This window comes from Amycolatopsis sp. lyj-23 (assembly GCF_046549135.1).
Taxonomy (GTDB): Bacteria; Actinomycetota; Actinomycetes; order Mycobacteriales; family Pseudonocardiaceae; genus Amycolatopsis.
Map to the genome: position 1 here is coordinate 386,589 of NZ_JAJPWN010000009.1, position 22,276 is coordinate 408,864.

The following is a 22,276-nucleotide window of genomic DNA, read 5'->3' on the forward strand; positions in this document are numbered from 1 at the left end:
TACCCTCGACAGGGCCGGCCGAGTCCGGCGCGCCACCATCGACCCAGCTGGAGCGTGCACACCCGTGTTCGACACCCTCTCCGATCGGCTCACCGCCGCCCTGCAGACGCTCACGCGCAAGGGCAAGCTGTCCGACGCCGACATCGACGCCACCGCGCGCGAGATCCGCATCGCGCTGCTGGAGGCCGACGTCGCCCTCGGCGTGGTCAAGACCTTCATCGCGAAGATCAAGGAGCGGGCGAAGGGCGCCGAGGTCTCGCAGGCGCTCAACCCCGCGCAGCAGGTCGTCAAGATCGTCAACGAGGAGCTCGTCGGGATCCTCGGCGGCGAGACGCGCCGGCTGAACCTGGCCAAGACCCCGCCGACCGTGATCATGCTCGCCGGTCTCCAGGGTGCCGGTAAGACGACGCTGGCCGGCAAGCTCGCCCTGTGGCTGAAGAAGCAGGGCCACGCGCCGATGCTGGTCGCCTGCGACCTCCAGCGCCCGAACGCCGTCACGCAGCTGCAGGTCGTCGGCGAGCGCGCCGGCGTCACAGTCTTCGCGCCACATCCGGGCGCGACAGCGACCGGTGCATCAGCGCAGCCCGGCAACGGCGTCGGCGACCCGGTCGACGTCGCCCGCCGCGCCATCGCCGAGGCCAAGCACGCGCAGCACGACGTCGTCGTGGTCGACACCGCGGGCCGCCTGGGCGTCGACGAAGAGCTGATGAAGCAGGCCGCCGACATCCGCGACGCGGTCGAGCCGGACGAGGTCCTGTTCGTCGTCGACGCGATGATCGGCCAGGACGCCGTCACCACGGCCCAGGCGTTCCAGGACGGCGTCGGCTTCTCCGGCGTCGTGCTCACCAAGCTCGACGGCGACGCCCGCGGTGGTGCCGCGCTGAGCGTCCGCGAGGTCACCGGCCAGCCGATCCTCTTCGCCTCCAACGGCGAGAAGCTCGAGGACTTCGACACCTTCCACCCGGACCGGATGGCGTCGCGGATCCTCGGCATGGGTGACGTCCTCACCCTGATCGAGCAGGCCGAGCAGGCCTTCGACCAGAAGCAGGCCGAGAAGGCCGCGGAGAAGCTGTCGAGCGGCCAGCTGACGCTGGAGGACTTCCTCGAGCAGATGCTCGCGGTCCGCAAGATGGGCCCGATCGGCAACCTGCTCGGCATGCTGCCCGGCGCCGGCCAGATGAAGGACCAGCTCGCCCAGGTCGACGACAAGCACCTGGACAAGCTGCAGGCGATCATCCGCGGCATGACCCCGGCCGAGCGCGAAGACCCGAAGATGATCAACGGCTCGCGCCGGCTGCGCATCGCCAACGGCTCCGGCGTCACCGTCCGCGAGGTCAACGACCTGGTCAACCGGTTCTTCGAAGCCCGCAAGATGATGGCCCAGATGGCCGGCCGGTTCGGCTTCGGCGGCGGGGGCGGCTCCAAGTCCCGCAAGGGCAAGAAGGGCAAGAAGGGCCGCGGCCCCACGCCCCCCAAGGTCCGCGGCGGCTTCCCCGGCGGCATGCCGATGCTGCCCCCGGGCGGGCAGATGCCCGGCGGGATGCCCGACCTGTCGCAGCTCGGCGGCATGAACGACATCCCGGGCTTCGACCCGTCGAAGTTCAAGCTCCCGAAGAACCCGAAGGACAATTGAGCACCGCGCTCCACGCCGCCGGGGTGATCCTGCCCGGCGGCGAGCCGGGGGAGCTGTGGATCACCGGCGGCCGGATTTCGTTCGAGCCGGTGCCGGACGCCGAGACCCTCGGCCAGGACGTCTTCCTGGTGCCCGGACTGGTCGACGCGCACTGCCACCCCGGCATCGGCGTCGGCGGCCCCGTTTCCCTCGACGAGGCGGCCGCCCAAGCGGTCACCGACCGGAACGCCGGGACGCTGCTCATCCGCGACTGCGGCCTGCCCATCGACGTCCGGCCGCTCCAGCAGCGTGCCGACCTGCCGACGATCATCCGCGCCGGGCAGCACCTCGCACTGGCCAAGCGCTACCTCCCCGGGCTCGGCATCGAGCTCGAAGACCCGGAGCAGCTGCCCGAAGCCGTCGCCGAGCAGGCCAGGGACGGCGACGGCTGGGTCAAGCTCGTCGGCGACTGGATCGACCGCGGGGTGGGCGACCTCGCGCCGCTGTGGCCGGACGACGTCCTGGCCGAAGCGGTGAAGGTGGCGCACGACCACGGCGCCCGCGTCACCGCGCACGTGTTCGGCGAAGCGGCCCTGCCCGGCCTGATCGCGTCCGGCATCGACTGCCTCGAACACGGCACCGGCCTGAGCGCCGGGCAGCTGGCCGAGCTGGCGCGCCACGAGGTCGCCCTGGTCCCGACGCTGATCAACATCGAGAACTTCCCCGGGATCGCCGAGAAGGCGGGCAAGTACCCGACCTACGCGGCGCACATGCGTGCGTTGCACGCCGGCGTCGGCGAGATGGTCGCTTCAGCCATCGAAGTGGGCGTACGCGTCTTCGCGGGCAGCGACGCCGGAGGCATGGTCGAGCACGGCAGGCTCGTCGACGAGATCGAGGCGCTGCACCGCGCGGGCATGACCCGTGAGCAGGCGCTCGCGAGCGCGTCCTGGGCGGCCCGCGACTGGCTCGGCCACCCCGGCATCGACGACGGCGCACCCGCCGACCTGCTGGTCTACGCCGCCGATCCGCGTGCGGACCTGGGCGTCCTGCGGCACCCTTCGCACATCGTGCTCGGCGGCGTCGTGTACGCCTAGACCCCCGCTGTTTTCCTTGCGGGGTCGGCACTTTAGCGTGGGACGGGTGACGGACGACGACGGCGCACGGCGCGTGCTGGGAGCGCACTGGTGTTTCGTGGCGTTCTTCGCGGGGATCGCCGGCTACTACCTGACCAACCTGATCATCGCCGCGGCGGTCAACCGCAACGTCGGCGAGTTCGACCCCTTGGAGCTGCACGACATCGGGCCGCTCCTGCTCCTGGCGTTCGTGCCCAACCTCCTGCTCGGCCTCGGTCCCGCGGCGGGGTCCTGGCGCTGGGGCGAAGGCCTGCGCACCGACTTCGGCCTCAAGCCGACCTGGCGCGACGTCCGGATCGGCCTGGCGTGCGGTGTGCTCGCCCTGGTCGTCGGCTACCTGCTGAACCTCGTGCTGATCGCGGTCTACGGCGCCGACGACGTCTCCGACAGCCCGCTGACCGACCTCGCCGACACCTTCGACGGCGACACGGTGTGGCTGGTCTTGGCGGCGGTGATCGTCATCGCCGGCGCGCCGATCACCGAGGAACTGCTGGTCCGCGGCACGCTGTGGAACGCGCTGTCGTTCCACCGGGTCCCGCCGTGGGTGGTGCTGGTGCTCACTTCGCTGGTGTTCGCCCAGCTGCACGGCGAGCCGACCCGCACCATCGCCCTCTTCGGCCAGGGCATCGCGATGGGGCTGGCCCGGCACCTGTCCGGCCGGGTCAGCGCCGGCGTGATCGCGCACGCGGCCAACAACCTCCCGCCGGCGGTGCTGCTGTTCGTCACGCATTGACCGTTGCGAAGATCGATGGACAGTAGCTGGACGGATACTGTGCGATCACATCGCGGCAGCTAGGCTCGACGCAGGAGCCGAGCGACGCGGAGGGCAAGGCGTGACCACTTCCCAGCCTCGGGACCCCGCTGCCGGCGCCACGCCGCTGCCCGAGCCCGAGGAGCCCGCCGCGACCGCCTTCCTGCCGCCCACGCCGCGGCACCGGTGGGGCTTCGGTGCCTTCCTGCTCGTCGAAGCCGTGCTGCTGGCGTCCGCGGCCTTCGTGTCCGCACTGGTCGGCGACACCGGTCCCGGTCCGCTGCCGATGCGGGTCGTGCTGCTCGGCACCATGCTCCCGACGATGATCGCGGCCGGCGTAGCGGTGCTGATCACCTACGTGCGCGGCAACGGTCCCGTGTCCGACCTGCGCCTGGAGTGGCGCTGGGCCGACGTGAAGACCGGCTTCCGGTACGGCTGCGTCGGGCTCGTCTTCACCACCCTCGCCGCGTACCTGTGGACGCACCTGGTCGGCAACGCCAACGCGACGTCGGCGATCAGCGCGCTGGTCGAGGACCGCCGGATGTCGATCCCGGCGGCCCTGGTGATGTTCGTCTACCTCTGGCTGCTGGGCCCGATCTGCGAGGAGGTCATCTACCGGGGCCTGCTCTGGGGCGCGGCGGAGCAGCTGCAGTGGCGCAGCGAGCGCTGGGGCCGCGTCGCGGCGTTCCTGCTGTCGACGGCGGTGTTCGCGGCGAGCCACCTCGAGCCGCTGCGGACGACGTTGCTGCTGGTCATCGCGGTGCCGATCGGCCTGGCCCGGCTGGTCACCGGCCGCCTGCCGGGCAGTATCGTCGCGCACCAGGTCAACAACTTCCTCCCGGCGCTGACCATCCTGCTCGGGGCCCTCGGGGTGGCCTCTTTCTAGGTGCGCGGGTGCCGTCTGGCAGAATGGGTCACTGCCTGCTTCCGCCGGACCCTCTCACCGTGCGAAAGCTCCTGACCTTCGGGTGCCCGCGTCCGTGTCCCCACTCGGCCCGCGTGCGCCCAGCCCAGCACCAGAGAGATTCGAGGAGAACCCACACCCGTGGCCGTCAAGATCAAGCTGCAGCGCCTCGGCAAGATCCGTGCGCCGTACTACCGCATCATCGTCGCCGACGCGCGCACCCGCCGGGACGGCAAGGCCATCGAGACGATCGGCAAGTACCACCCGAAGGAAGAGCCGAGCCTGATCGAGGTCGTCTCCGAGCGCGCCCAGTACTGGCTGGGTGTCGGCGCGCAGCCGACCGAGCCGGTCCAGCGCCTGCTGGAGATCACCGGTGACTGGCAGAAGTTCAAGGGCCTGCCGGGCGCCGAGGGCACCCTGAAGGTGGCCGAGCCGAAGCCGTCCAAGCAGGACCTGTTCAACGCGGCGCTCGCCGCGGCCGGCGAGGAGCCCTCCACCGAGGCCACCACGCCGAAGAAGAAGTCCGCCCCGAAGAAGGCCGAGGCCGAGAAGGCGGAGGCCGCTGAGGGCGAGAAGTCCGAGTGAGTTTCCTCGCGGACTCCCTCGAGCACCTGGTGCGCGGGATCGTCGACAACCCGGACGAGGTCCGGGTCGAGCTGCTGACCACCCGCCGTGGCCGCACGCTCGAGGTGCACGTGCACCCCGACGACCTCGGCAAGGTGATCGGCCGGGGCGGTCGCACGGCGACCGCTCTGCGCACCGTCATGGGCGGCATCGGTGGCCGCGGCGTCCGTGTGGACGTCGTCGACACCGACCGCTGAGCCTCCACGGAAAACGGTCAGGATGGACGTCGTAGTCGGCCGCATCGCGAAGGCGCACGGCATCCGCGGGGAACTCGCGGTGGACGTGCGCACGGACTCGCCGGACGAGCGGTTCAAGATCGGTGCGGCCGTCACGACGAAGCTGCGTGACGGCAGCAAGAGGGAACTCACCATCGCAGCCGCCCGCGAACACAGCGGGCGGCTGCTGGTGCGTTTCGAGGAGGTCCTGACCCGCGACGTCGCCGAGACGCTGCGGGGCGCGCTCCTGCTCGCCGACACCGACACGCTGCCGCCGACGTCGGACCCGGACGAGTTCTACGACCACGAGCTGGCCGGCCTGCGAGCCGAGCTCGCGGACGGCACGGTCGTGGGCAAGGTCGTCGAGGTCGTCCACTCGCCCGCCGGCGAGCTCCTGGAGCTCGACGTCGACGGCCGTGAGGTGCTGGTGCCCTTCGTCCGCGCGATCGTCCCCACGGTGGACGTCGCGGGCGGCCGGGTCGTGCTCGACCCGCCGGAAGGGCTCCTGGACGCCTGAGATGCGGATCGACGTCGTCACGATCTTCCCCGAATACCTCGACCCGTTGCGCGCCGCGCTGCTGGGCCGGGCGATCGACCGCGGCCTCGTCGAAGTCGGCGTGCACGACCTGCGCGACTGGACCCACGACGTGCACCGCGCGGTCGACGACGCGCCGTACGGCGGCGGCCCCGGCATGGTCATGAAACCGCAGATCTGGGGCCCGGCCCTGGACGACGTCTGCACGTCCGAGACGCGGCTCGTCGTACCCACGCCCGCCGGGAAGCCGTTCACCCAGGAACTGGCGCACGCGTATGCCGCGGAGAAGCACCTGGTCTTCGCGTGTGGCCGCTACGAGGGCATCGACCAGCGGGTCGTCGACGACGCGGCCCGCCGGATGCCGGTCGACGAGGTCTCGATCGGGGACTACGTCCTGGTCGGCGGCGAGGCGGCGGTGCTGGTCATCGTCGAGGCCGTCGTCCGGCTGCTGCCCGGCGTGCTCGGCAACGCGCGGTCGGCCGCGGAGGACTCGTTCTCCGACGGCCTGCTCGAAGGCCCTAGCTACACCCGTCCGGAGGTGTGGCGGGAGCTGCCCGTGCCGGACGTGCTGCGGTCGGGCAACCACGCGCTGATCGACCGCTGGCGGCGTGACCAGGCCCTGGAACGCACGGCCCGCCGTCGCCCCGATCTCCTGGCGCGGCTGCCGGAAGGTAGTCTCGACAAGCACGATCTCGGGGTCCTCGAGGGCTTGGACCCCGAGCAGGCCTAGCCCGGTTACTTGACGCGTGGCACGGTCTGTAATACTTGACAGGTTGGCGTGAGTGGACTGCCTCGTTCACGAGCCCGCCATCAGCCCCCCGGGTCGCCCGCAGCGGCACCGTTGCGCGCCCGGGATCTGTACGCAAGCCATACCGAAGACGAGGACGGACCACCGATGAACACCCTGGACGCGCTGGACAAGCAGTCGCTGCGTTCCGACATCCCGGACTTCCGCCCGGGCGACACGCTCAAGGTGAGTGTCCGCGTCATCGAGGGCAACCGCGAGCGCAACCAGGTCTTCCAGGGCGTGGTCATCCGCCGTCAGGGCGGTGGCATCCGGGAGACCTTCACCGTGCGCAAGGTTTCGTTCGGCGTCGGCGTCGAGCGCACCTTCCCGGTGCACTCGCCGAACCTCGCCGAGATCGAGGTCCACAAGCGCGGTGACGTGCGGCGCGCGAAGCTGTACTACCTGCGCGACCTCCGCGGCAAGAAGGCCAAGATCAAGGAGCGCCGCGAGAACCGCGAGACGGCCTCGGCTAACTGAGTCACCACCCGGTTACCGGTAGCCTGACGACGTGGCCGAACCCGTGTCCCAGAACGCTCCCGAGGACGACCCCGACCGCTCCGAGGAGGACAAGCCCCGGCTGTCCCGCTCCGAGGAGCGCGGGGGATCCCGGCGGCGGCGAGCCAAACCCGCCAAGAAACGGTCGTTCTGGAAGGAACTGCCGATCCTGCTCGTGATCGCGCTGGTGCTCACGATCCTGATCCAGACTTTCCTGGCGAAGGTCTTCATGATCCCGTCGGGATCGATGGAGGCCACCCTGCACGGGTGTCCGGGGTGCACCGGCGACCGGATCCTCGTCGACCGCGTGACCTACGACTTCACCGAGCCCGCTCCGGGCGACGTGATCGTGTTCAAGGGCCCGCAGGCGTGGATCAACAACGAGATCCCGCCGCAGGAGTCGGGCAACATCGTCGTCCGCGGCCTGCGCGGTCTCGGTTCGCTGGTCGGCTTTGCCCCGCCGGACGAGCGTGACTTCGTCAAGCGCGTGATCGCGGTCGGCGGCCAGACCGTTCAGTGCTGCGACACGCAGGGCCGGGTGGTCGTGGACGGCAAGTCACTCGACGAGCCGTACATCCACTGGGAAGACCCGGCCGTCCAGGAGCAGCGGAGCTTCGACCCGGTCAAGGTCCCCGCCGGGATGGTCTGGGTCATGGGCGACAACCGCAACAACTCCGACGACTCCCGGTTCCAGGGTGGTGGCGGCGTGAACGGCGCGGTTCCGGTGGACAACATCATCGGCAAGGCGCGGATCATCGTCCTGCCGCCGAGCCGCTGGGGCGGCATCACCGACCACAACCCGCAGGAGTCGGCGCAGCCGGTCGCCCTCGGGGCGCCGGCTTGGCAGAGCGGGCTTCCGCTCGGCGCCGGGATCGCGGCGGCGTGGCCGGCGTTGTTCGCCGGGCGCAAGCTCAAGGCCGGAGTGCGCCGGGCGGCCGGGCGGAAGCCCTAGCCACCCGGTCCTGGCCGGCAGACGGGTGATCCAGCCTTGACACTTCCCGTTCCCCTGACGGCGGCCGAGCCGATCCGGCCACCGCGAGCCGTGGTGCGCGGCGACCTCTTCTGGGGTCTGCAGGGCGCGCTCGACCGCCGTGGCCTCGGCCCGGTCGCCGGTGTGGACGAAGCCGGCGCCGGCGCGTGCGCGGGGCCGCTGGTGGTCGCGGCCTGCGTGCTCAAGCAGGGCGACGCGGCGAAGCTCACCGAGCTGACGGACTCGAAGCTGATGACGGCCAAGGCGCGGGACCGGGTCTACGACCTGGTCCTCGCCCGGGCCGTCGACTACTCGGTGATCGTCGTCCCGACCGAAGAGGTCGACCTCTGCGGCATCCGGGTGATGAACCTGGAGGCCATGCGCCGCGCGGCCGCGGCCCTGCGCGTGCAGCCGGGCTACATCCTCACCGACGGGTTCCGCGTTCCCGGCCTCACGGCCCCGAACGCGGCGGTCATCAAGGGCGACCGGTCGGTGGCGTGCATCGCGGCCGCGTCGGTGCTGGCCAAGGTGACGCGAGACCGCATCATGGCGGGTTACCACGACGATTTCCCGCACTACGGGTTCAACGTGCACAAGGGGTACAGCACGGCCGACCACCTGGCGGCGCTGCGCGAACACGGCCCCAGCGATGTCCACCGCTGGTCGTACACGAACGTGGCCACGGTGGCCCTCAAGCACGGCCTCCGGCCCGCGCGGCCGGTGGTGCTGACGTACGCGGCGCTGGAAAAGGCGATGGAAACGCCCGGCGCGGCCGGCCTGGCCGCGGTCCTCGACGAGGCATTAGAGCCACAACTCAGCCTGCCGCTGCATGCCCCGGCCGCGGGTGTGGGTCACAATGAACGCTCCGCCGGCGGAGCAGCAGCACGATCCCGAGGAGGGGCGCGGATTTCATGAGCGCAGAGGATCTCGAGAAGTACGAGACCGAGATGGAGCTCTCGCTGTACCGCGAGTACCGCGACATCGTCGGCCAGTTCTCGTACGTGGTGGAGACCGAGCGGCGGTTCTACCTGGCCAACGCGGTGGACGTCCAGGTCCGCGACGGCGGCGGCGAGGTGTACTTCGAGGTCCGCATGTCCGACGCGTGGGTCTGGGACATGTACCGCCCGGCCCGGTTCGTCAAGCACGTCCGGGTCATCACGTTCAAGGACGTCAACGTGGAGGAACTGGACAAGCCGGACCTCCGCCTTCCCGAAGACGGCCCGTTCTCGGGCTAGTCACCACTTCCGGACGACCGCGCCGGCTCACCATCCCGGGTGAGCCGGCGCGGTCTTTTTGCGCGCTCCGCCGCCTAGCACACCCCACCGACATTCCGGGCGTTCCGCGGCGATCCGTGGACCAGTTGTCCCCAACACCCCGGTTGTCCACAGTCCGGCGAACCGGGGCTGGTCCGGCCGGGCCGTGCCCTGCCATCGTCGAAGGCACACGCACCGTGATCACCGGGACCGCCCCGGTGACGGGAGCGAACCGACGAGGGGGCGAACACGATGACGGGCACCGACGAGCTCGCGAGACACCGCCAAGACCTGGGCGCCTGGGGCGAGGACCTCGCCCTTCGCTACCTGCGGGAGCGCGGCCTGGTCCTGCTGGCGCGCAACTGGCGTTGCCGCGAAGGCGAGCTGGACCTCGTCTTCACCGACCGCACCCGCGTGATCGTCTGCGAGGTGAAGACCCGCTCCGGCACCGACTTCGGCCTCCCGACGGAGACGGTGACCGAGGAGAAGGCGGGCCGCGTCCGCCGGGCCGCCCAGCGCTGGCTGCGCGAGTTCCGGCTCGGCTGGTGCCCCGTCCGCTACGACGTGGTGACGATCCTCGCCGAACCGGGTGCCCGGCCGCAGCTGCACCACATCGAGGCGGCGTTCTGATGCCGATCGCCAAAGCCTGGTCGGCCGGCCTGCTCGGGATCAACGGCCGGGTGATCGAGATCGAGGCCGACCTCGGCGGCGGGCTGAGCCGGATCACCCTGGTGGGCCTGCCCGACGCCGGGTTGCGCGAGGCGAAGGACCGCGTGCGGTCCGCGGTCCGCAACTCCGGGCAGCCCTGGCCCGACGGCAAGGTCACGCTCGGCCTGTCCCCGGCGAACCTGCCCAAGATGGGGTCCGCCTTCGACCTGGGCATCGCGGCGGCGGTGCTCGCGGCGTCGGGCGCGGTCCCGGCCACGCGGCTGCTCGGCACCGTGCTGCTCGGCGAACTGGCTCTGGACGGCCGGATCCGCGCGGTCCGCGGCATCCTCCCCGGCCTGCTGGCGGCCCGGGCGGCGGGATACGGACGAGCCGTCGTGCCGACGGACTCCCTCGTCGAAGCAGCGCTGGTCGACGGCATCGAAGTCGCGGGCGCGCCCCACCTGCGTGACTTCGTGGCGTGGCTGAAGCGTGAAGCCGAGCTGGCCCACCCGGAGCCACCCGGCCCGGTGCCACCGCCGGAGGTGCCGGACCTCGCGGACGTCGTCGGCCAGCCGGAAGCGCGCTGGGCGCTGGAAGTTGCCGCAGCGGGCGGGCACCACCTCCTGCTCACCGGCCCGCCGGGCGTGGGCAAGACGATGCTGGCCAAGCGGCTGCCCGGCCTTCTCCCGCAGCTGACGCCGGAGGAGTCCCTGGAGGTCACCGCGGTCCATTCGGTCGACGGTTCGTTGTCGAAGTCCTCGCCACTGGTGACGGTGCCACCGTTCGTCGCCCCGCACTATTCGATCTCCGTACCGGCCCTGATCGGCGGCGGCAGCGGAATCGCCTCCCCGGGCGCGATCAGCCGAGCTCACCGGGGTGTCCTGTTCCTCGACGAAGTCTGCGAGTTCGGCGGCCAGTGCCTCGAGTCGCTCCGGACGGTCCTCGAAGAGGGCGAGGTGCGCATTTCGCGGGTGAAGGGATCGATCACCTACCCCGCGCGATTCCAGCTGGTCCTGGCGACCAACCCGTGCGCGTGCGCCCCGCCGAAGGAGGCGGACTGCGTGTGCTCCGCGAACGCCCGCCGCCGCTACCTGGCCAAGCTGTCCGGCCCACTGCTCGACCGCGTCGACCTGAGGGTCCGGTTGCGCCCGCTGAGCGCGATCAGCGCACACGACACGGGCGCGGCCGAGCCATCGGAACCGGTGCGCCAGCGGGTCTTCGCAGCCCGCGAACGCGCAGCCCACCGCTGGCGCGCGCACGGCTGGCTGTCGAACTCGGAGGTCCCCGGACCGGCGCTCCGCCGCGAGTTCGCCCTCCCGGCGGAAGCCACGGAGCTACTGGACCGCGCCATGGACCGCGGCGGATTGACCGGCCGAGGAGCAGACCGCTGTTTGCGCATTGCCTGGACCCTGTCCGACCTGGACGGCGATCCCCGCCCCGGCGCGGACCAAGTGAGCGCAGCACTGGCCTTCCGAGAGCGGACGGCGGCATGAGCACGGACAGCCTCGGGCTGGCTGGGCCGCCGGCGCCCGCGGAAGTCGCGTTCGCTGCCGGGCAAGGACTGTCGGTCTTTCGGAAGCGCATGGCTGAGCTGCCGGTCTCTGGTCCGGCTGTCTCCGACACCGGCCACAGCCCGACAGAGCTGCGGCAGGCCCCCGCCTGCCGGTTGCGGCTGGCGAAGTCCTTCGCGCTCGCGGTGGTCGGGTTCGCCGCTGGCGGCAGGCGATCGGATTGTCGGGTGTGTGCGGCTGAGCCGTCGGCGCCTGCGGTGGTCGGGTTCGTTGCCGGCGGTGGGCGCTTGCCATGCCAGCTGTGTGTAGTTGAGCTGTCGGCGCCCGCTTTCGTCGCCGAGGATGAGCGGTCGGATTGCCGGGCGCGTGTGGCTGAGCCCGTGGTGTCGGCTGCGGCGGCCTTACGCGCCACGTGCGCGCCGAGCGCCGTTGTCGTGTCTTCGGGAGCGGGTGGCTTCGTCAGCACGGACCAGTTGCGGCGGATTCGCGGTCACTGGTTGCAGGTGACCGCGACCAAGGCACTTGCGGTGGCCGGAAGCAGGCAGCCGGCTTGCCGGGTCTGTGCGGCTGAGGCGTCGGTGGTCGCGTTTGTCGCCGTGGGTCGGCGCTTGCCTGGTCAGATGCGCGTCGTTGAGCTTTCGGTGCCCGCGCTGGTCGGCTTCGTTGCCGTGGGCGGGCGCTTACCTTGCCGGATGCGCGTGCCTGAGCTGTCGGTGGTCGCGTTCGTCGTCGAGGACGGGCGGTCGGCTTGCCGGGGGCGCGTGGCTGAGCCGGTGGTGTCGGCGGCGATTTCCTCTAGCGCCGCGTACAGGCGAGCGCGGATGTCGTCTCTTCGGGAGCGGGTGGCAGCGTGAGTGCGGACAAGTCGCCGCAGGCTTCAGGAGCGGGCGGCGGCACGAGCACCGACAAACTGCGGCAGGCCCGTGCTTACCTGTTGCGCGTGGCCGAGCCTCCGGCGGCCGCGGTCGTCGCCTTCGTTGCCGCGCACGGGCCAATAGCGGCAGCCGAGCGGGTTCGGCGGGGCGATTGCCCGGCCGAGGTGCTCAAGGCGACCGAGGCGCGGCGGGACTACGACCTCGTCACCCAGGACTTCGAGCGCGCCGCGGCCGTCGGCGCCCGGCTGGTCGTGCCCGAGGACGATGAGTGGCCCGCCTGGCCGCTGCTCGCCTTGGACCTCGCCGCCCGGCGCGGGGTCGCCGAGGCCGTTCCGCCTTTGGCTCTGTGGGTGGCCGGGGACGTTCCGCTCGGTACCGCCGCCGATCGGGCCGTGGCCATCGTCGGTGCTCGGGCCGCCACGAACTACGGCGAGCACCATGCCGTCGAGTTCGCGTACGGGCTGGCCCACCGTGGTGTGCCCGTGTTCTCGGGTGCCGCGTACGGCATCGACGGGGCGGCACACCGCGGCGCCCTCGCCGCCGACGGCATCACCGTCGCCGTGCTCGGGTGTGCCGTCGATGCCGGTTATCCCGCGGGGCACGTCGGCTTGCTGGAGCGGATCATCCGTTCCGGCGGTGCCGTCGTCAGCGAGTACCCGCCCGGCACGCCGCCGGCGCGGCACCGCTTCCTCGTCCGCAACCGGCTCATCGCCGCCCTCACCGAGGGCACGCTGGTCGTCGAGGCTGGACGCCGCAGCGGGGCCCGCAACACCGCCGGCACCGCCGGTGCCCTCGGCAAGGTGGTGATGGCCCTGCCCGGGCCGATCTCGTCCGCGATGTCCGCCGGCTGCCACGACCTGATCCGCGACTCCCGGGCGACACTGGTGTCGAGCTTGGATGAGGTCCTCGAGACGGTCGGCCGGTTCGGGATCGCCGAAGACAAGAGCCGTCCGAAACGGCGCACCGATCGGCTGGGGCCGGAGGCCTTGCGCGCCTTCGAAGCACTGGCTGTGCGCGCCGACCGGTCCGACGCCGAGGTCGCGGCCGAATCCGGCCTGCCGTTGCGGCGGGTGCGGGCGCTGCTCCCGGAACTGGAGATCGACGGATTCGCCGTCCGTGGCGAGTCCGGCTGGCGACGACGGAAGGAAAGCGCGTGAGCACCACGAAATCCGGGAAAAATCGTCGACGGCGTTCGGCCGGTCCGGTGCGGCCGCGTGGCGATCCTTGACCGGAGGCGGATGTTCGCGCAGCGTGACATCCATGCCGCCATCACGCTCCGGCCGGGCCCGCCGTCCCGACCTGCGCGCGCTCCGGGCCGCGTTGCCCGAGCCCGTGCGGGCCGTCGTCACCGCCTACGAACGGCACCTGGGGCTCGAACGCGGTCTGTCCGCGCACACGGTCCGCGCGTATGTCGGCGATGCGGTGTCGTTGCTCGGGTTCGTCGTGGACGGCGGCGGTGAGGTTGCCGAGCTGGACCTCGCCCGGCTGCGGGCGTGGCTCGCCACCCAGCAGTCCGGCGGGGCGAGCCGGACGACGCTCGCCCGGCGGGCCGCCTCGGCCCGCACATTCACCGCCTGGGCGCACCGCACCGGCGTCCTGGCCACGGACCCGGGCGGACGGCTCGCCGCGCCGCGGGCGCACCGCACCCTGCCCGGGGTGCTGCGTGCCGGGCAGGCGGGGGAGGTGATGCAGGCGTCGGCCGCCGGGGCCGCGCAGCGCGATCCGGTCGCCCTGCGTGACCGCGCCATCGTCGAGCTGCTCTACGCCACCGGCATCCGTGTGTCGGAGTTGTGCGGGCTGGACGTCGGTGGGGCGGACTTCTCCCGTCGTGTCGTGACGGTGCTCGGAAAGGGCGGGAAGGAACGTGTCGTCCCGTTCGGCGTTCCGGCGGCGGAGGCGCTCGCGGACTGGATCGACGAGGGACGGCCGAAGATCGTCGCGGAATCCGGTGGTGAGAGCGCCGAAGCCGCGCTTTTCCTGGGTGTCCGGGGCAAACGCGTCGACCCGCGAGCTGTCCGGCGTGTCGTCCACGACGCCGTCACGGCGGTGCCCGGAGTACTCGACATGGGGCCCCACGGCCTGCGGCATTCCGCCGCCACGCATCTGCTCGAAGGGGGTGCCGATCTCAGGAGCGTTCAGGAACTGCTTGGTCACGCTACGCTTGCCACGACGCAGCTCTACACTCATGTGACCGTCGACCGGTTGAAAGCGATCCATGACCGAGCGCACCCCAGGGCCTGAGGCGGTCCAGGGGGTCTCGCCCGGGTCGTCATCAGCGGGCCCGGCGGCGCACGCGCATCCGCACGAGCACGGAGACGACACTGAGCCGCATGCCGAGAACGACTGTGCAATGACCGCAGGGCCGCACGTGACCGAAGCCACCGGAGTGAGCACTCACGGTGAGGCTGCCGCGCCCGCGGAAACTCGGGCGGGCTACGAGGTCGACGCCGGAATCGCGGCTCTTTGGCAGCAGTTCGCCGACAGCCCGGACCAGGCGTCGCGCGATCGGCTCGTGCTGCACTACGCCCCGCTCGTCAAGTACGTCGCCGGCCGGGTCGGCACCGGGCTGCCCACGCACATCGACGTGGGCGACCTCGTGCAGTCGGGCATCTTCGGGCTCGTCGACGCGATCGAGAAGTTCGACCCCGAGCGAGGCCTGCGCTTCGAGACGTACGCGATGCAGCGCATCCGCGGCGCGATCCTCGACGACCTCCGTTCGCAGGACTGGGTGCCACGCGCGGTCCGCAGCAAGGCCAAGGAGGCGGAGCGCGCGATGGAGCGCCTCGGCGCCCGCCTGCACCGCACCCCGACCGACGCGGAGCTCGCCGCCGAACTCGGCATCGGCCTCGACGACCTGCGTGACTTCTACGGCCAGCTGCAGCTCACCAGCGTCGTCGCGCTGGAGGACCTGGTGGCCGCGGGCAAGGACAGCGGCTCGCTGGTGGACACGCTGCCCGACGACGACGCCGTCGACCCGGTCGCGGTGCTCGTCGACCAGGACAACCGCCGCCAGCTCGCCCAGGCGATCGCGCAGCTCACCGAGCGCGACAAGATCGTGGTCAGCCTCTACTACTTCGAGAGCCTGACCCTCGCCGAGATCGGCAAGGTCCTCGGGGTGACGGAGTCGCGGGTCAGCCAGCTGCACACCCGCGCGGTCATGCGCCTGCGCGCGAAGCTGGTCGAGCAGACCGGCGCCTGATCACCTCCCGCCTCCCCACGGCTTGAGCCGGTATTCGCCGGCTTCGCCGGTCAGGGCCAGGGGATCGACGTACTCCTCGCCGCGCCGGACGCCCCAGTGCAGGCACGCCGCCACCGTGCAGCCGGGATGTCCGCTGAGGACGGTGCCGAGCACCTGGCCGCGGTAGACCTGCTCGCCGACTGCCACCTTCGGAGCGATGGGCTCGTAGGTGGTGCGCAGGCCACCGTCGTGGTCGACGGAGAGCACGGGGCGTCCGCCCACCAACCCGGCGAAGACCACGACGCCCGCATCGGCGGCCAGCACGTCCTGCCCGGGCACGGCAGCCAGGTCGACTCCGCGATGGCCGGGACCGAACGGCGTGTCGGGAGCGTCGAAGTACTTCGTGATCACCGGAACGGGTGATAGTGGCCAGGAGAGCCGCGGTTGCCGCGTGGTGGGGGAGCTGCCCGACCTGGATTCAGCGACCGAGGGCGGCCGCGGTGGGGGCGCCATGAGCGCGATCGCCCACGGCACAGCGGGCTCAGTTGCGGCCAAGGTCGCGGGGAAAGCTGCTTGGTCGGCCGGCGACGGGGTCGCGGTGGCTGCGAGCAGATCTGCTCGTAGCTTGGCTGCCGCCGCCTCCGCTTGCCATTGGGTCGCCTGCTGGCCAACGCCTCCTGCTCCACGCTCGGCTACCGCTCGCCCGGGTGGGCCGACGCCTCCCGCTCCACGCTCGGCTGCCGCCTGCTCGGGTGAGCCGAAGCCGCCCGCCTCACGCTCGGCTGCCGCTGGATCGGGTGGTGCCACGCCGCCCGTCCACGGCCGTGCCGCCGCCTGTGGGGGCCCGGATCCGTCCGTCCCGACCGCACCTATCCCCAGCGCCGCCGACGTCGGCGTCTCGCCTCCGCCGAGCCCCGCCCACCACGCGCCGACGCTCACCTCTTCACCCGCCAGCGCTCCTCCGAAGACCGCCGTGACCAGCGCAATCGCGCCCGACAACCACCTCAGTGCCCACCGCCGAGGCTGCTTGATCGACTCCATGACTCCAGGCTGCGGCACTCCGCCACCCCGTGGGGGGCCGATCGCGAATCTGTGGACAACTCGAGGCGATGTGGACAACTCCTTCGCGCACTGGCCGCCGGTGGGGGAGGGGGTGGTGGGAGGGGGTAGAATCTTCTCCGCGGTCCGTTTCAGCGGACTGACTTCGCGTGCACGTGCGCGTTCCCCGGTCTGGAAGCAGGCGGGTGGGCGCACGGGGTCCGGCGGTCCCCGGGGTTTCTCACTCCCGGGGTCCGGACGCCGGCACGGGCACCAGGGCGATCGGCCACCCGGCCGAAAGCGACAAAACCGAGCAGCGCGCCGGCGGAAGCCGGGTGCGCACTACACAGAAGAGGTGTGATTCCGGCAATGGCCGTCGTCACCATGAAGCAGCTGCTCGACAGCGGCGTGCACTTCGGGCACCAGACCCGCCGGTGGAACCCGAAGATGAAGCGCTACATCTTCACCGAGCGCAACGGCATCTACATCATCGACCTGCAGCAGACGCTGACCTACATCGACCGTGCGTACGAGTTCATCAAGGAAACCGTCGCGCACGGCGGCACCATCATGTTCGTCGGCACCAAGAAGCAGGCGCAGGAAGCCATCGCCAACGAGGCCGCGCGCGTGGGCATGCCCTACGTCAACCAGCGCTGGCTCGGCGGCATGCTGACCAACTTCCAGACCGTGCACAAGCGTCTCCTCCGCCTGAAGGAGCTCGAGTCGCGGGAGCAGACCGGCGGCTTCGAGGGTCTCACCAAGCGCGAGATCCTGACGCTGACCCGCGAGAAGGACAAGCTCGAGAAGACCCTCGGCGGTATCCGCGACATGGCCAAGGTGCCGAGCGCGGTGTGGATCGTCGACACGAAGAAGGAGCACATCGCCGTCGGCGAGGCTCGGAAGCTGAACATCCCGGTCGTCGCGATCCTGGACACCAACTGCGACCCGGACGAGGTCGACTACCCGATCCCGGGCAACGACGACGCGATCCGCTCCGCCGCGCTGCTGACGAAGGTCGTCGCCGAGGCCGCGGCCGCCGGCCTGATGGCCCGCTCCAGCCGCAACGGTGCTTCGGCCGACGCCAAGCCGGAGGCGGGCGTTGCCGCCGACGAGCCGCTGGCCGAGTGGGAGAAGGAGCTGCTCGCCGGCTCCGAGACCGCCGCCGCCGACGCGACCGAAGCCGCCGCTGCCGTCGAGGCGGCCCCGGCCGAGGCCGCCACCGAGCAGGCGACCGCCTCTTCCTGACGCTCCACCGTCCGTGCGGCCGAGCCCCCCGTGGGCCGGCCGCACGGGCGTGGCAACCCACAGATTTCCTGCGAAGGACGGATTTACCAGAATGGCGAACTACACCGCCGCCGACGTGAAGCGCCTGCGCGAGATGACCGGCGCCGGCATGATGGACTGCAAGAAGGCCCTCGAGGAGAACGGCGGCGACTTCGACAAGGCCGTCGAGTTCCTCCGCATCAAGGGCGCCAAGGACGTCGGCAAGCGTGCCGAGCGCGCCACCGCCGAAGGCCTGGTCACCGGCGACGGCGGCGTCCTCATCGAGCTGGACTCCGAGACCGACTTCGTCGCGAAGAACGCCGACTTCCAGGCGCTCGCCGCGAAGATCGTCGAGGTCGCGAAGTCCATCAAGACCTCCGACGTCGAGGCGCTCAAGGGTGCCGAGCTCGACGGCAAGACCGTCAACGAGGTCGTGCAGGAGCTCTCGGCCCGCATCGGCGAGAAGCTCGAGCTGCGCCGCGTCGTGGCCTTCGAGGGCCAGACCGCGACCTACCTGCACCGCCGCGGTTCCGACCTGCCGCCGGCCGTCGGCGTGCTCGTCGAGTTCACCGGTGACGACGCCGAGGCCGCCCGCGGGGCCGCCATGCAGGTCGCCGCGCTGCGCGCCAAGTACCTCACCCGTGACGAGGTGCCCGCCGAGATCGTCGAGAACGAGCGCCGCATCGCCGAGCAGACCGCTCGCGAGGAAGGCAAGCCGGAGCAGGCCATGCCCAAGATCATCGAGGGCAAGGTCAACGCCTACTACAAGGACAACGTCCTGCTCGAGCAGCCGTCGGTCAAGGACAACAAGAAGACCGTCAAGGCCCTGCTCGACGAGGCCGGCGTGACGCTGACCCGCTTCGCGCGTTTCGAGGTCGGCCAGGCCTGACCTCAGGCCAGGGCGTAGGTTTCACCCCACAGTGCCCCGTCTCCGTCCATCGGGGACGGGGCACTGCCGGGTCCGGAGAGAAAACACGGTCGAGGGCACCCGCCGACGTACTCCCTCCCGCGGAGGCGGCCAACAACACAGGAGGCGACATAGATGGGTGACCGGGTCGAAGGTGGCTACCGGCGGGTGCTGCTGAAACTGGGCGGCGAGATGTTCGGCGGTGGTTCGATCGGCGTCGATCCGGACGTCGTCCACTCGGTCGCGCAGCAGATCGCCGACGTCGCCCGCACCGGTGTCCAGGTCGCGGTCGTGATCGGCGGCGGCAACTACTTCCGGGGCGCGGAGCTGTCGCAGCGCGGCATGGACCGCGACCGCGCCGACTACATGGCGATGCTGGGCACCGTCATGAACTGCCTGGCGCTGCAGGACTTCCTGGAGAAGGAGGGCCTGCCCACCCGCGTGCAGACCGCGATCACGATGGGCCAGGTCGCCGAGCCGTACATCCCGCGCCGCGCCGAGCGGCACCTGGAGAAGGGCCGCGTCGTGATCTTCGGCGCCGGGGTCGGCATGCCGTACTTCTCCACCGACACCGCGGCCGCGCAGCGGGCGCTCGAACTGGGCTGCGAAGCCGTGCTGATGGCGAAGGCCGTCGACGGTGTCTACACCGCGGACCCGAAGGCCGACCCCACCGCCGAGATGTTCCGCGAGATCACCCACCGCGAGGTGCTGGAGCGGGACCTCAAGGTCGCCGACGCGACGGCGTTCAGCCTCTGCATGGACAACAACATGCCGATCATCGTGTTCAACCTGCTCACCGAGGGGAACATCGCCCGCGCGGTGAGTGGTGAAAGAATCGGCACGTTGGTCAGCACCCCCACTGCCGGGGTGCCGGCCTAGACCTGCTGGGATCAGCAAGCGCCACCCATCACAACTACGGGAGTGACCGTGATCGACGAGACCCTCCTCGATGCCGAGGAGAAGATGGAAAAAGCGGTGTCCGTCGCCAAGGACGAGCTGCAGTCGGTTCGCACCGGCCGGGCTTCGTCGGCGATGTTCTCGCGGATCGTCGTCGAGTACTACGGCTCGCCGACCCCGCTGAACCAGCTGGCCAGCGTGAACGTGCCGGAAGCCCGCATGGCGCTCATCAAGCCCTACGACCAGTCGCAGCTCGGCGCGATCGAGAAGGCGATCCGGGAGTCCGACCTCGGGGTCAACCCGAGCAACGACGGCCAGGTCATCCGCATCGTCATCCCGCAGCTCACCGAGGAGCGGCGCAAGGAGATGGTGAAGGTCGCCAAGGGTAAGGGCGAGGACGCCCGCGTCTCGATCCGCAGCATTCGCCGCAAGGCCAAGGACGAGCTCGACCGCATCGCCAAGGACGGCGAGGCCGGTGAGGACGACGTCGCGCGCGCGGAGAAGGAACTGCAGAACCTGACCGACACCTACGTGCACAAGGTCGACGAGCTGGTCAAGCACAAGGAAGCCGAGCTGCTCGAGGTCTGATGGCACAGGTGAGCGAGGAACGCGAGGACCGGGTGGACGCCACCGGAGCACACCCGGCGGCCACGCCCGGGACGCCGGAGCCGGGCGACGCCGGCCGCCCGGCCACGCCGGAGTTTCCGGGAACCGCCGGGGCTTCGGCGACCTCGGAAACTCCGCAAGCGGCGGCGACGCCGGCCGTTTCGGAGACCTCGGGCACCGGCGAAGCGGCCCGGTTGTCGGCGGCCGGTACCGCCGCGGCGGACGCGCCGGCAGCCTCGCGGACCGGCGAGGCGGGCGGCGATCCGGCGAAAACACCGGCGGCCTCGGCCACCGGCGCGGCGGAGCCCCCCGGAACCGCCGACGCCGAGTCGGGCGCCTCGGACACGCCGGCGCCGCCGGAGGCCGTCAAGAAGGCCTCCAAGGCCGGCCGGAACCTGCCCGCGGCCATCGGGGTGGCGCTGCTGCTCGGCGCCGCCATCATCGTTTCGCTGCTCACCGTGCGGTACCTGTTCATCGGGATCATCGCGATCGCGATCGCGGTCGGCACCTTCGAATTCGCCGGGGTGCTGCGCCGGGTCGCCGACATCCGGGTGGCGATCGTCCCGGTGCTCGTCGGCGGGCAGGCCATGATCTGGCTCGCCTGGCCGTTCGGGCGGGAGGGCGCGCTTACCGCGTTCGTCCTCACCGTCCTCGCCTGCCTGCTCTGGCGGCTGCCCGGCGGGGCGAAGGGCTACCTGCGCGACATCAGCGCGTCCACCTTCGCCGCCGCCTACCTGCCGCTCTTCGGCGCCTTCGCGGCCATGCTCGTGCCGCCGCACGACGGCGTCGGGCGCGTTCTGACCTTCCTGATCGGTGTCGTCGCCTCGGACACCGGTGGCTACATCGCCGGCGTGCTCGGCGGGAAGCACCCGATGGCGCCCACCATCAGCCCGAAGAAGACCTGGGAAGGCTTCGCGGGTTCGGTGATCGGCGGTGTCGTGGCCGGGGCGCTGACGCTCAGCCTGATGCTCGACGGCCACGTCTGGCAGGGCGTGATCTTCGGTGTCGCCATCGTGCTGACCGCGACCCTGGGCGACCTCGTCGAGTCGTTGATCAAACGCGACCTCGGCGTCAAGGACATGGGCACGCTGCTGCCCGGGCACGGCGGGATCATGGACCGCCTCGACTCGCTGCTGCCCTCGGCGGTCGTGTCCTGGCTGCTGCTTTCGGCGTTCGTGCCGGTCTAGTCGTCGTAGGGGTCGTCGACCTCCGCGCGGCCCCAGCCTTCGGCGACGCGCGAGTGGTCGATCACCGCGAACACTGCGCCCTCGGGGTCGGCGAGGATCGACATCCGGCCGAACGGGGTGTCGTAAGGCTGGATCACGACTGTGCCGCCGTTCATGAGCGCTTCGCCCGCGACCGCGTCGACGCCGCGGGCCGGGTCGATGTCGAAGTACACGAGCCAGTGCGGCGGGGTGTCGAGGCTGTACTCCGAACCCATCACGTACCGGTACAGCACCGGCTCGTGCTCGATGAGCCATTCGACGTAGTCGAGCATCTCGCCGTCGCCGATCTGATGGCTCCCGTACGTGAACAGCTTGGTGTAGAAGTGATCCGCCGCGACGCCGTCGTGGGTGTTGAGGTCCGCGCCGCTGAAGGTGTTCGGGATCCCGGTGATGAACTCCCAGTTCGGCGGCACTTCCCAGAACACCACCGGCGCGCCGCACGCGTCGATGGCGTGCATGATCGTGCCGCGGTCCGGGATCGCCACCGGTCCGAGGGTGATCCGGCCGCCGAGGTGTTCCACCCACTCGGCCGCGCTCGCGGTGTGGGGCACGGAGATGTGCGGCATCCAGCCCAGCGGCGCGCCTTGCGCCGCGCGGTAGAGCCCGCCGACGGGGACGCCGTTCAGCGCCCCGATGGCGTAGCGGCCGTCGGACGTCGCCGGATCCCGCTGAGTGGTGTACTCCCAGCCGAAGAGCGCACCGTAGAATCTTTCCGCCACGGCCTGCTCACGGCAGGCCAGCTCGATCCAGCACGGGATTCCGGCCGGGACCGGGGACGGGGTACTGGACGGGCCGATTGTCATGGGTGCTCCTCCCGGATACCCACCGGATTCTAGGCGTGATCCGTG

General features: G+C 71.0%; 25 protein-coding genes. 23 read left to right on the forward strand and 2 right to left on the reverse strand.

Going from position 1 to position 22,276, the window contains the following annotated elements; all coding sequences use genetic code 11:
* The first annotated feature begins 64 nt into the window (after nt 1-64).
* The 18 genes from ffh (at nt 65) to ACLJPY_RS24560 (ending at nt 15,512) form a co-directional block, all read left to right on the forward strand.
* Entirely contained in the window at nt 65-1,633 is a 1,569-nt protein-coding gene (gene ffh / locus ACLJPY_RS24475) for a signal recognition particle protein (RefSeq protein ID WP_410591777.1), read from the forward strand.
* Complete coding sequence (locus tag ACLJPY_RS24480; protein ID WP_410591778.1) at nt 1,630-2,706, forward strand: amidohydrolase family protein; 1,077 nt, start codon at nt 1,630-1,632, stop codon at nt 2,704-2,706. Before ffh ends, ACLJPY_RS24480 begins: the two co-directional genes overlap by 4 nt.
* Before the next feature lie 46 nt (nt 2,707-2,752).
* A complete protein-coding gene (locus tag ACLJPY_RS24485; protein WP_410591779.1) occupies nt 2,753-3,478 on the forward strand; it encodes a CPBP family intramembrane glutamic endopeptidase in 726 nt (241 codons plus the stop codon).
* 100 nt (nt 3,479-3,578) lie between these two features.
* A complete protein-coding gene (locus ACLJPY_RS24490) occupies nt 3,579-4,382 on the forward strand; it encodes a CPBP family intramembrane glutamic endopeptidase (protein ID WP_410591780.1) in 804 nt (267 codons plus the stop codon).
* A gap of 159 nt (nt 4,383-4,541) precedes the next feature.
* Nucleotides 4,542-4,985 carry a 30S ribosomal protein S16 gene (rpsP, locus tag ACLJPY_RS24495; RefSeq protein ID WP_043780385.1) on the forward strand — a complete coding sequence of 148 codons (444 nt, stop codon included), beginning with the start codon at nt 4,542-4,544 and terminating at the stop codon, nt 4,983-4,985.
* On the forward strand, nt 4,982-5,221 hold the full coding sequence (locus tag ACLJPY_RS24500; RefSeq protein WP_003103110.1) for an RNA-binding protein: 240 nt from the start codon (nt 4,982-4,984) through the stop codon (nt 5,219-5,221). The genes rpsP and ACLJPY_RS24500 overlap by 4 nt, the downstream gene beginning before the upstream one ends.
* A 22-nt stretch (nt 5,222-5,243) precedes the next feature.
* Nucleotides 5,244-5,756, forward strand: coding sequence for a ribosome maturation factor RimM (gene rimM, locus ACLJPY_RS24505; protein ID WP_410591781.1), 513 nt, complete (start codon nt 5,244-5,246; stop codon nt 5,754-5,756).
* A gap of 1 nt (nt 5,757) precedes the next feature.
* Nucleotides 5,758-6,504, forward strand: a complete 747-nt coding sequence (trmD, locus tag ACLJPY_RS24510; protein WP_410591782.1) for a tRNA (guanosine(37)-N1)-methyltransferase TrmD — start codon at nt 5,758-5,760, stop codon at nt 6,502-6,504.
* Between the two features lie 165 nt (nt 6,505-6,669).
* On the forward strand, nt 6,670-7,038 hold the full coding sequence (gene rplS, locus ACLJPY_RS24515) for a 50S ribosomal protein L19 (protein WP_091306793.1): 369 nt from the start codon (nt 6,670-6,672) through the stop codon (nt 7,036-7,038).
* Between the two features lie 31 nt (nt 7,039-7,069).
* Nucleotides 7,070-8,008, forward strand: coding sequence for a signal peptidase I (lepB, locus tag ACLJPY_RS24520; protein WP_410591783.1), 939 nt, complete (start codon nt 7,070-7,072; stop codon nt 8,006-8,008).
* A 90-nt stretch (nt 8,009-8,098) separates the two neighbouring features.
* Nucleotides 8,099-8,941 carry a ribonuclease HII gene (locus tag ACLJPY_RS24525; protein WP_410591867.1) on the forward strand — a complete coding sequence of 281 codons (843 nt, stop codon included), beginning with the start codon at nt 8,099-8,101 and terminating at the stop codon, nt 8,939-8,941.
* Nucleotides 8,938-9,261, forward strand: coding sequence for a DUF2469 domain-containing protein (locus tag ACLJPY_RS24530; protein WP_003096226.1), 324 nt, complete (start codon nt 8,938-8,940; stop codon nt 9,259-9,261). The genes ACLJPY_RS24525 and ACLJPY_RS24530 overlap by 4 nt, the downstream gene beginning before the upstream one ends.
* Before the next feature lie 270 nt (nt 9,262-9,531).
* The gene (locus ACLJPY_RS24535; protein ID WP_410591784.1) at nt 9,532-9,909 is read left to right on the forward strand and encodes a YraN family protein; all 378 of its coding nucleotides are present in this window, start codon (nt 9,532-9,534) and stop codon (nt 9,907-9,909) included.
* Nucleotides 9,909-11,420 (forward strand): YifB family Mg chelatase-like AAA ATPase, encoded by a 1,512-nt coding sequence (locus tag ACLJPY_RS24540; protein WP_410591785.1) that lies wholly within the window; start codon nt 9,909-9,911, stop codon nt 11,418-11,420. Before ACLJPY_RS24535 ends, ACLJPY_RS24540 begins: the two co-directional genes overlap by 1 nt.
* Nucleotides 11,417-12,292 (forward strand): hypothetical protein, encoded by an 876-nt coding sequence (locus ACLJPY_RS24545; protein WP_410591786.1) that lies wholly within the window; start codon nt 11,417-11,419, stop codon nt 12,290-12,292. Before ACLJPY_RS24540 ends, ACLJPY_RS24545 begins: the two co-directional genes overlap by 4 nt.
* A complete protein-coding gene (dprA, locus tag ACLJPY_RS24550) occupies nt 12,289-13,470 on the forward strand; it encodes a DNA-processing protein DprA (protein ID WP_410591787.1) in 1,182 nt (393 codons plus the stop codon). Before ACLJPY_RS24545 ends, dprA begins: the two co-directional genes overlap by 4 nt.
* A gap of 103 nt (nt 13,471-13,573) precedes the next feature.
* A complete protein-coding gene (locus ACLJPY_RS24555; protein WP_410591788.1) occupies nt 13,574-14,554 on the forward strand; it encodes a tyrosine recombinase XerC in 981 nt (326 codons plus the stop codon).
* Nucleotides 14,555-14,663: 109 nt separating this feature from the next.
* Nucleotides 14,664-15,512, forward strand: coding sequence for a FliA/WhiG family RNA polymerase sigma factor (locus ACLJPY_RS24560; protein ID WP_410591789.1), 849 nt, complete (start codon nt 14,664-14,666; stop codon nt 15,510-15,512).
* Here the strand turns inward: ACLJPY_RS24560 and ACLJPY_RS24565 are convergent, their stop codons facing one another.
* The gene (locus ACLJPY_RS24565) at nt 15,513-16,004 is read right to left on the reverse strand and encodes a M23 family metallopeptidase (RefSeq protein ID WP_410591869.1); all 492 of its coding nucleotides are present in this window, start codon (nt 16,002-16,004) and stop codon (nt 15,513-15,515) included.
* Nucleotides 16,005-16,898: 894 nt separating this feature from the next.
* Between ACLJPY_RS24565 and rpsB the strand changes: the two genes are divergently transcribed.
* The 5 genes from rpsB (at nt 16,899) to ACLJPY_RS24590 (ending at nt 21,389) form a co-directional block, all read left to right on the forward strand.
* Nucleotides 16,899-17,774: a 30S ribosomal protein S2 gene (rpsB, locus tag ACLJPY_RS24570; protein WP_410591790.1), complete on the forward strand. Its 876-nt coding sequence runs from the start codon at nt 16,899-16,901 to the stop codon at nt 17,772-17,774.
* A gap of 91 nt (nt 17,775-17,865) precedes the next feature.
* Nucleotides 17,866-18,681 carry a translation elongation factor Ts gene (gene tsf, locus ACLJPY_RS24575; protein WP_410591792.1) on the forward strand — a complete coding sequence of 272 codons (816 nt, stop codon included), beginning with the start codon at nt 17,866-17,868 and terminating at the stop codon, nt 18,679-18,681.
* Between the two features lie 153 nt (nt 18,682-18,834).
* A complete protein-coding gene (gene pyrH, locus ACLJPY_RS24580) occupies nt 18,835-19,578 on the forward strand; it encodes a UMP kinase (RefSeq protein ID WP_013223864.1) in 744 nt (247 codons plus the stop codon).
* A gap of 48 nt (nt 19,579-19,626) precedes the next feature.
* The gene (frr, locus tag ACLJPY_RS24585) at nt 19,627-20,184 is read left to right on the forward strand and encodes a ribosome recycling factor (RefSeq protein WP_191310243.1); all 558 of its coding nucleotides are present in this window, start codon (nt 19,627-19,629) and stop codon (nt 20,182-20,184) included.
* Nucleotides 20,184-21,389 (forward strand): CDP-archaeol synthase, encoded by a 1,206-nt coding sequence (locus ACLJPY_RS24590; protein WP_410591793.1) that lies wholly within the window; start codon nt 20,184-20,186, stop codon nt 21,387-21,389. The genes frr and ACLJPY_RS24590 overlap by 1 nt, the downstream gene beginning before the upstream one ends.
* Here the strand turns inward: ACLJPY_RS24590 and ACLJPY_RS24595 are convergent.
* Nucleotides 21,386-22,231, reverse strand: a complete 846-nt coding sequence (locus ACLJPY_RS24595) for a VOC family protein (protein ID WP_410591795.1) — start codon at nt 22,229-22,231, stop codon at nt 21,386-21,388. The two genes, ACLJPY_RS24590 and ACLJPY_RS24595, sit on opposite strands and share 4 nt — an antisense overlap.
* Between the last annotated feature and the right edge of the window lie 45 nt (nt 22,232-22,276).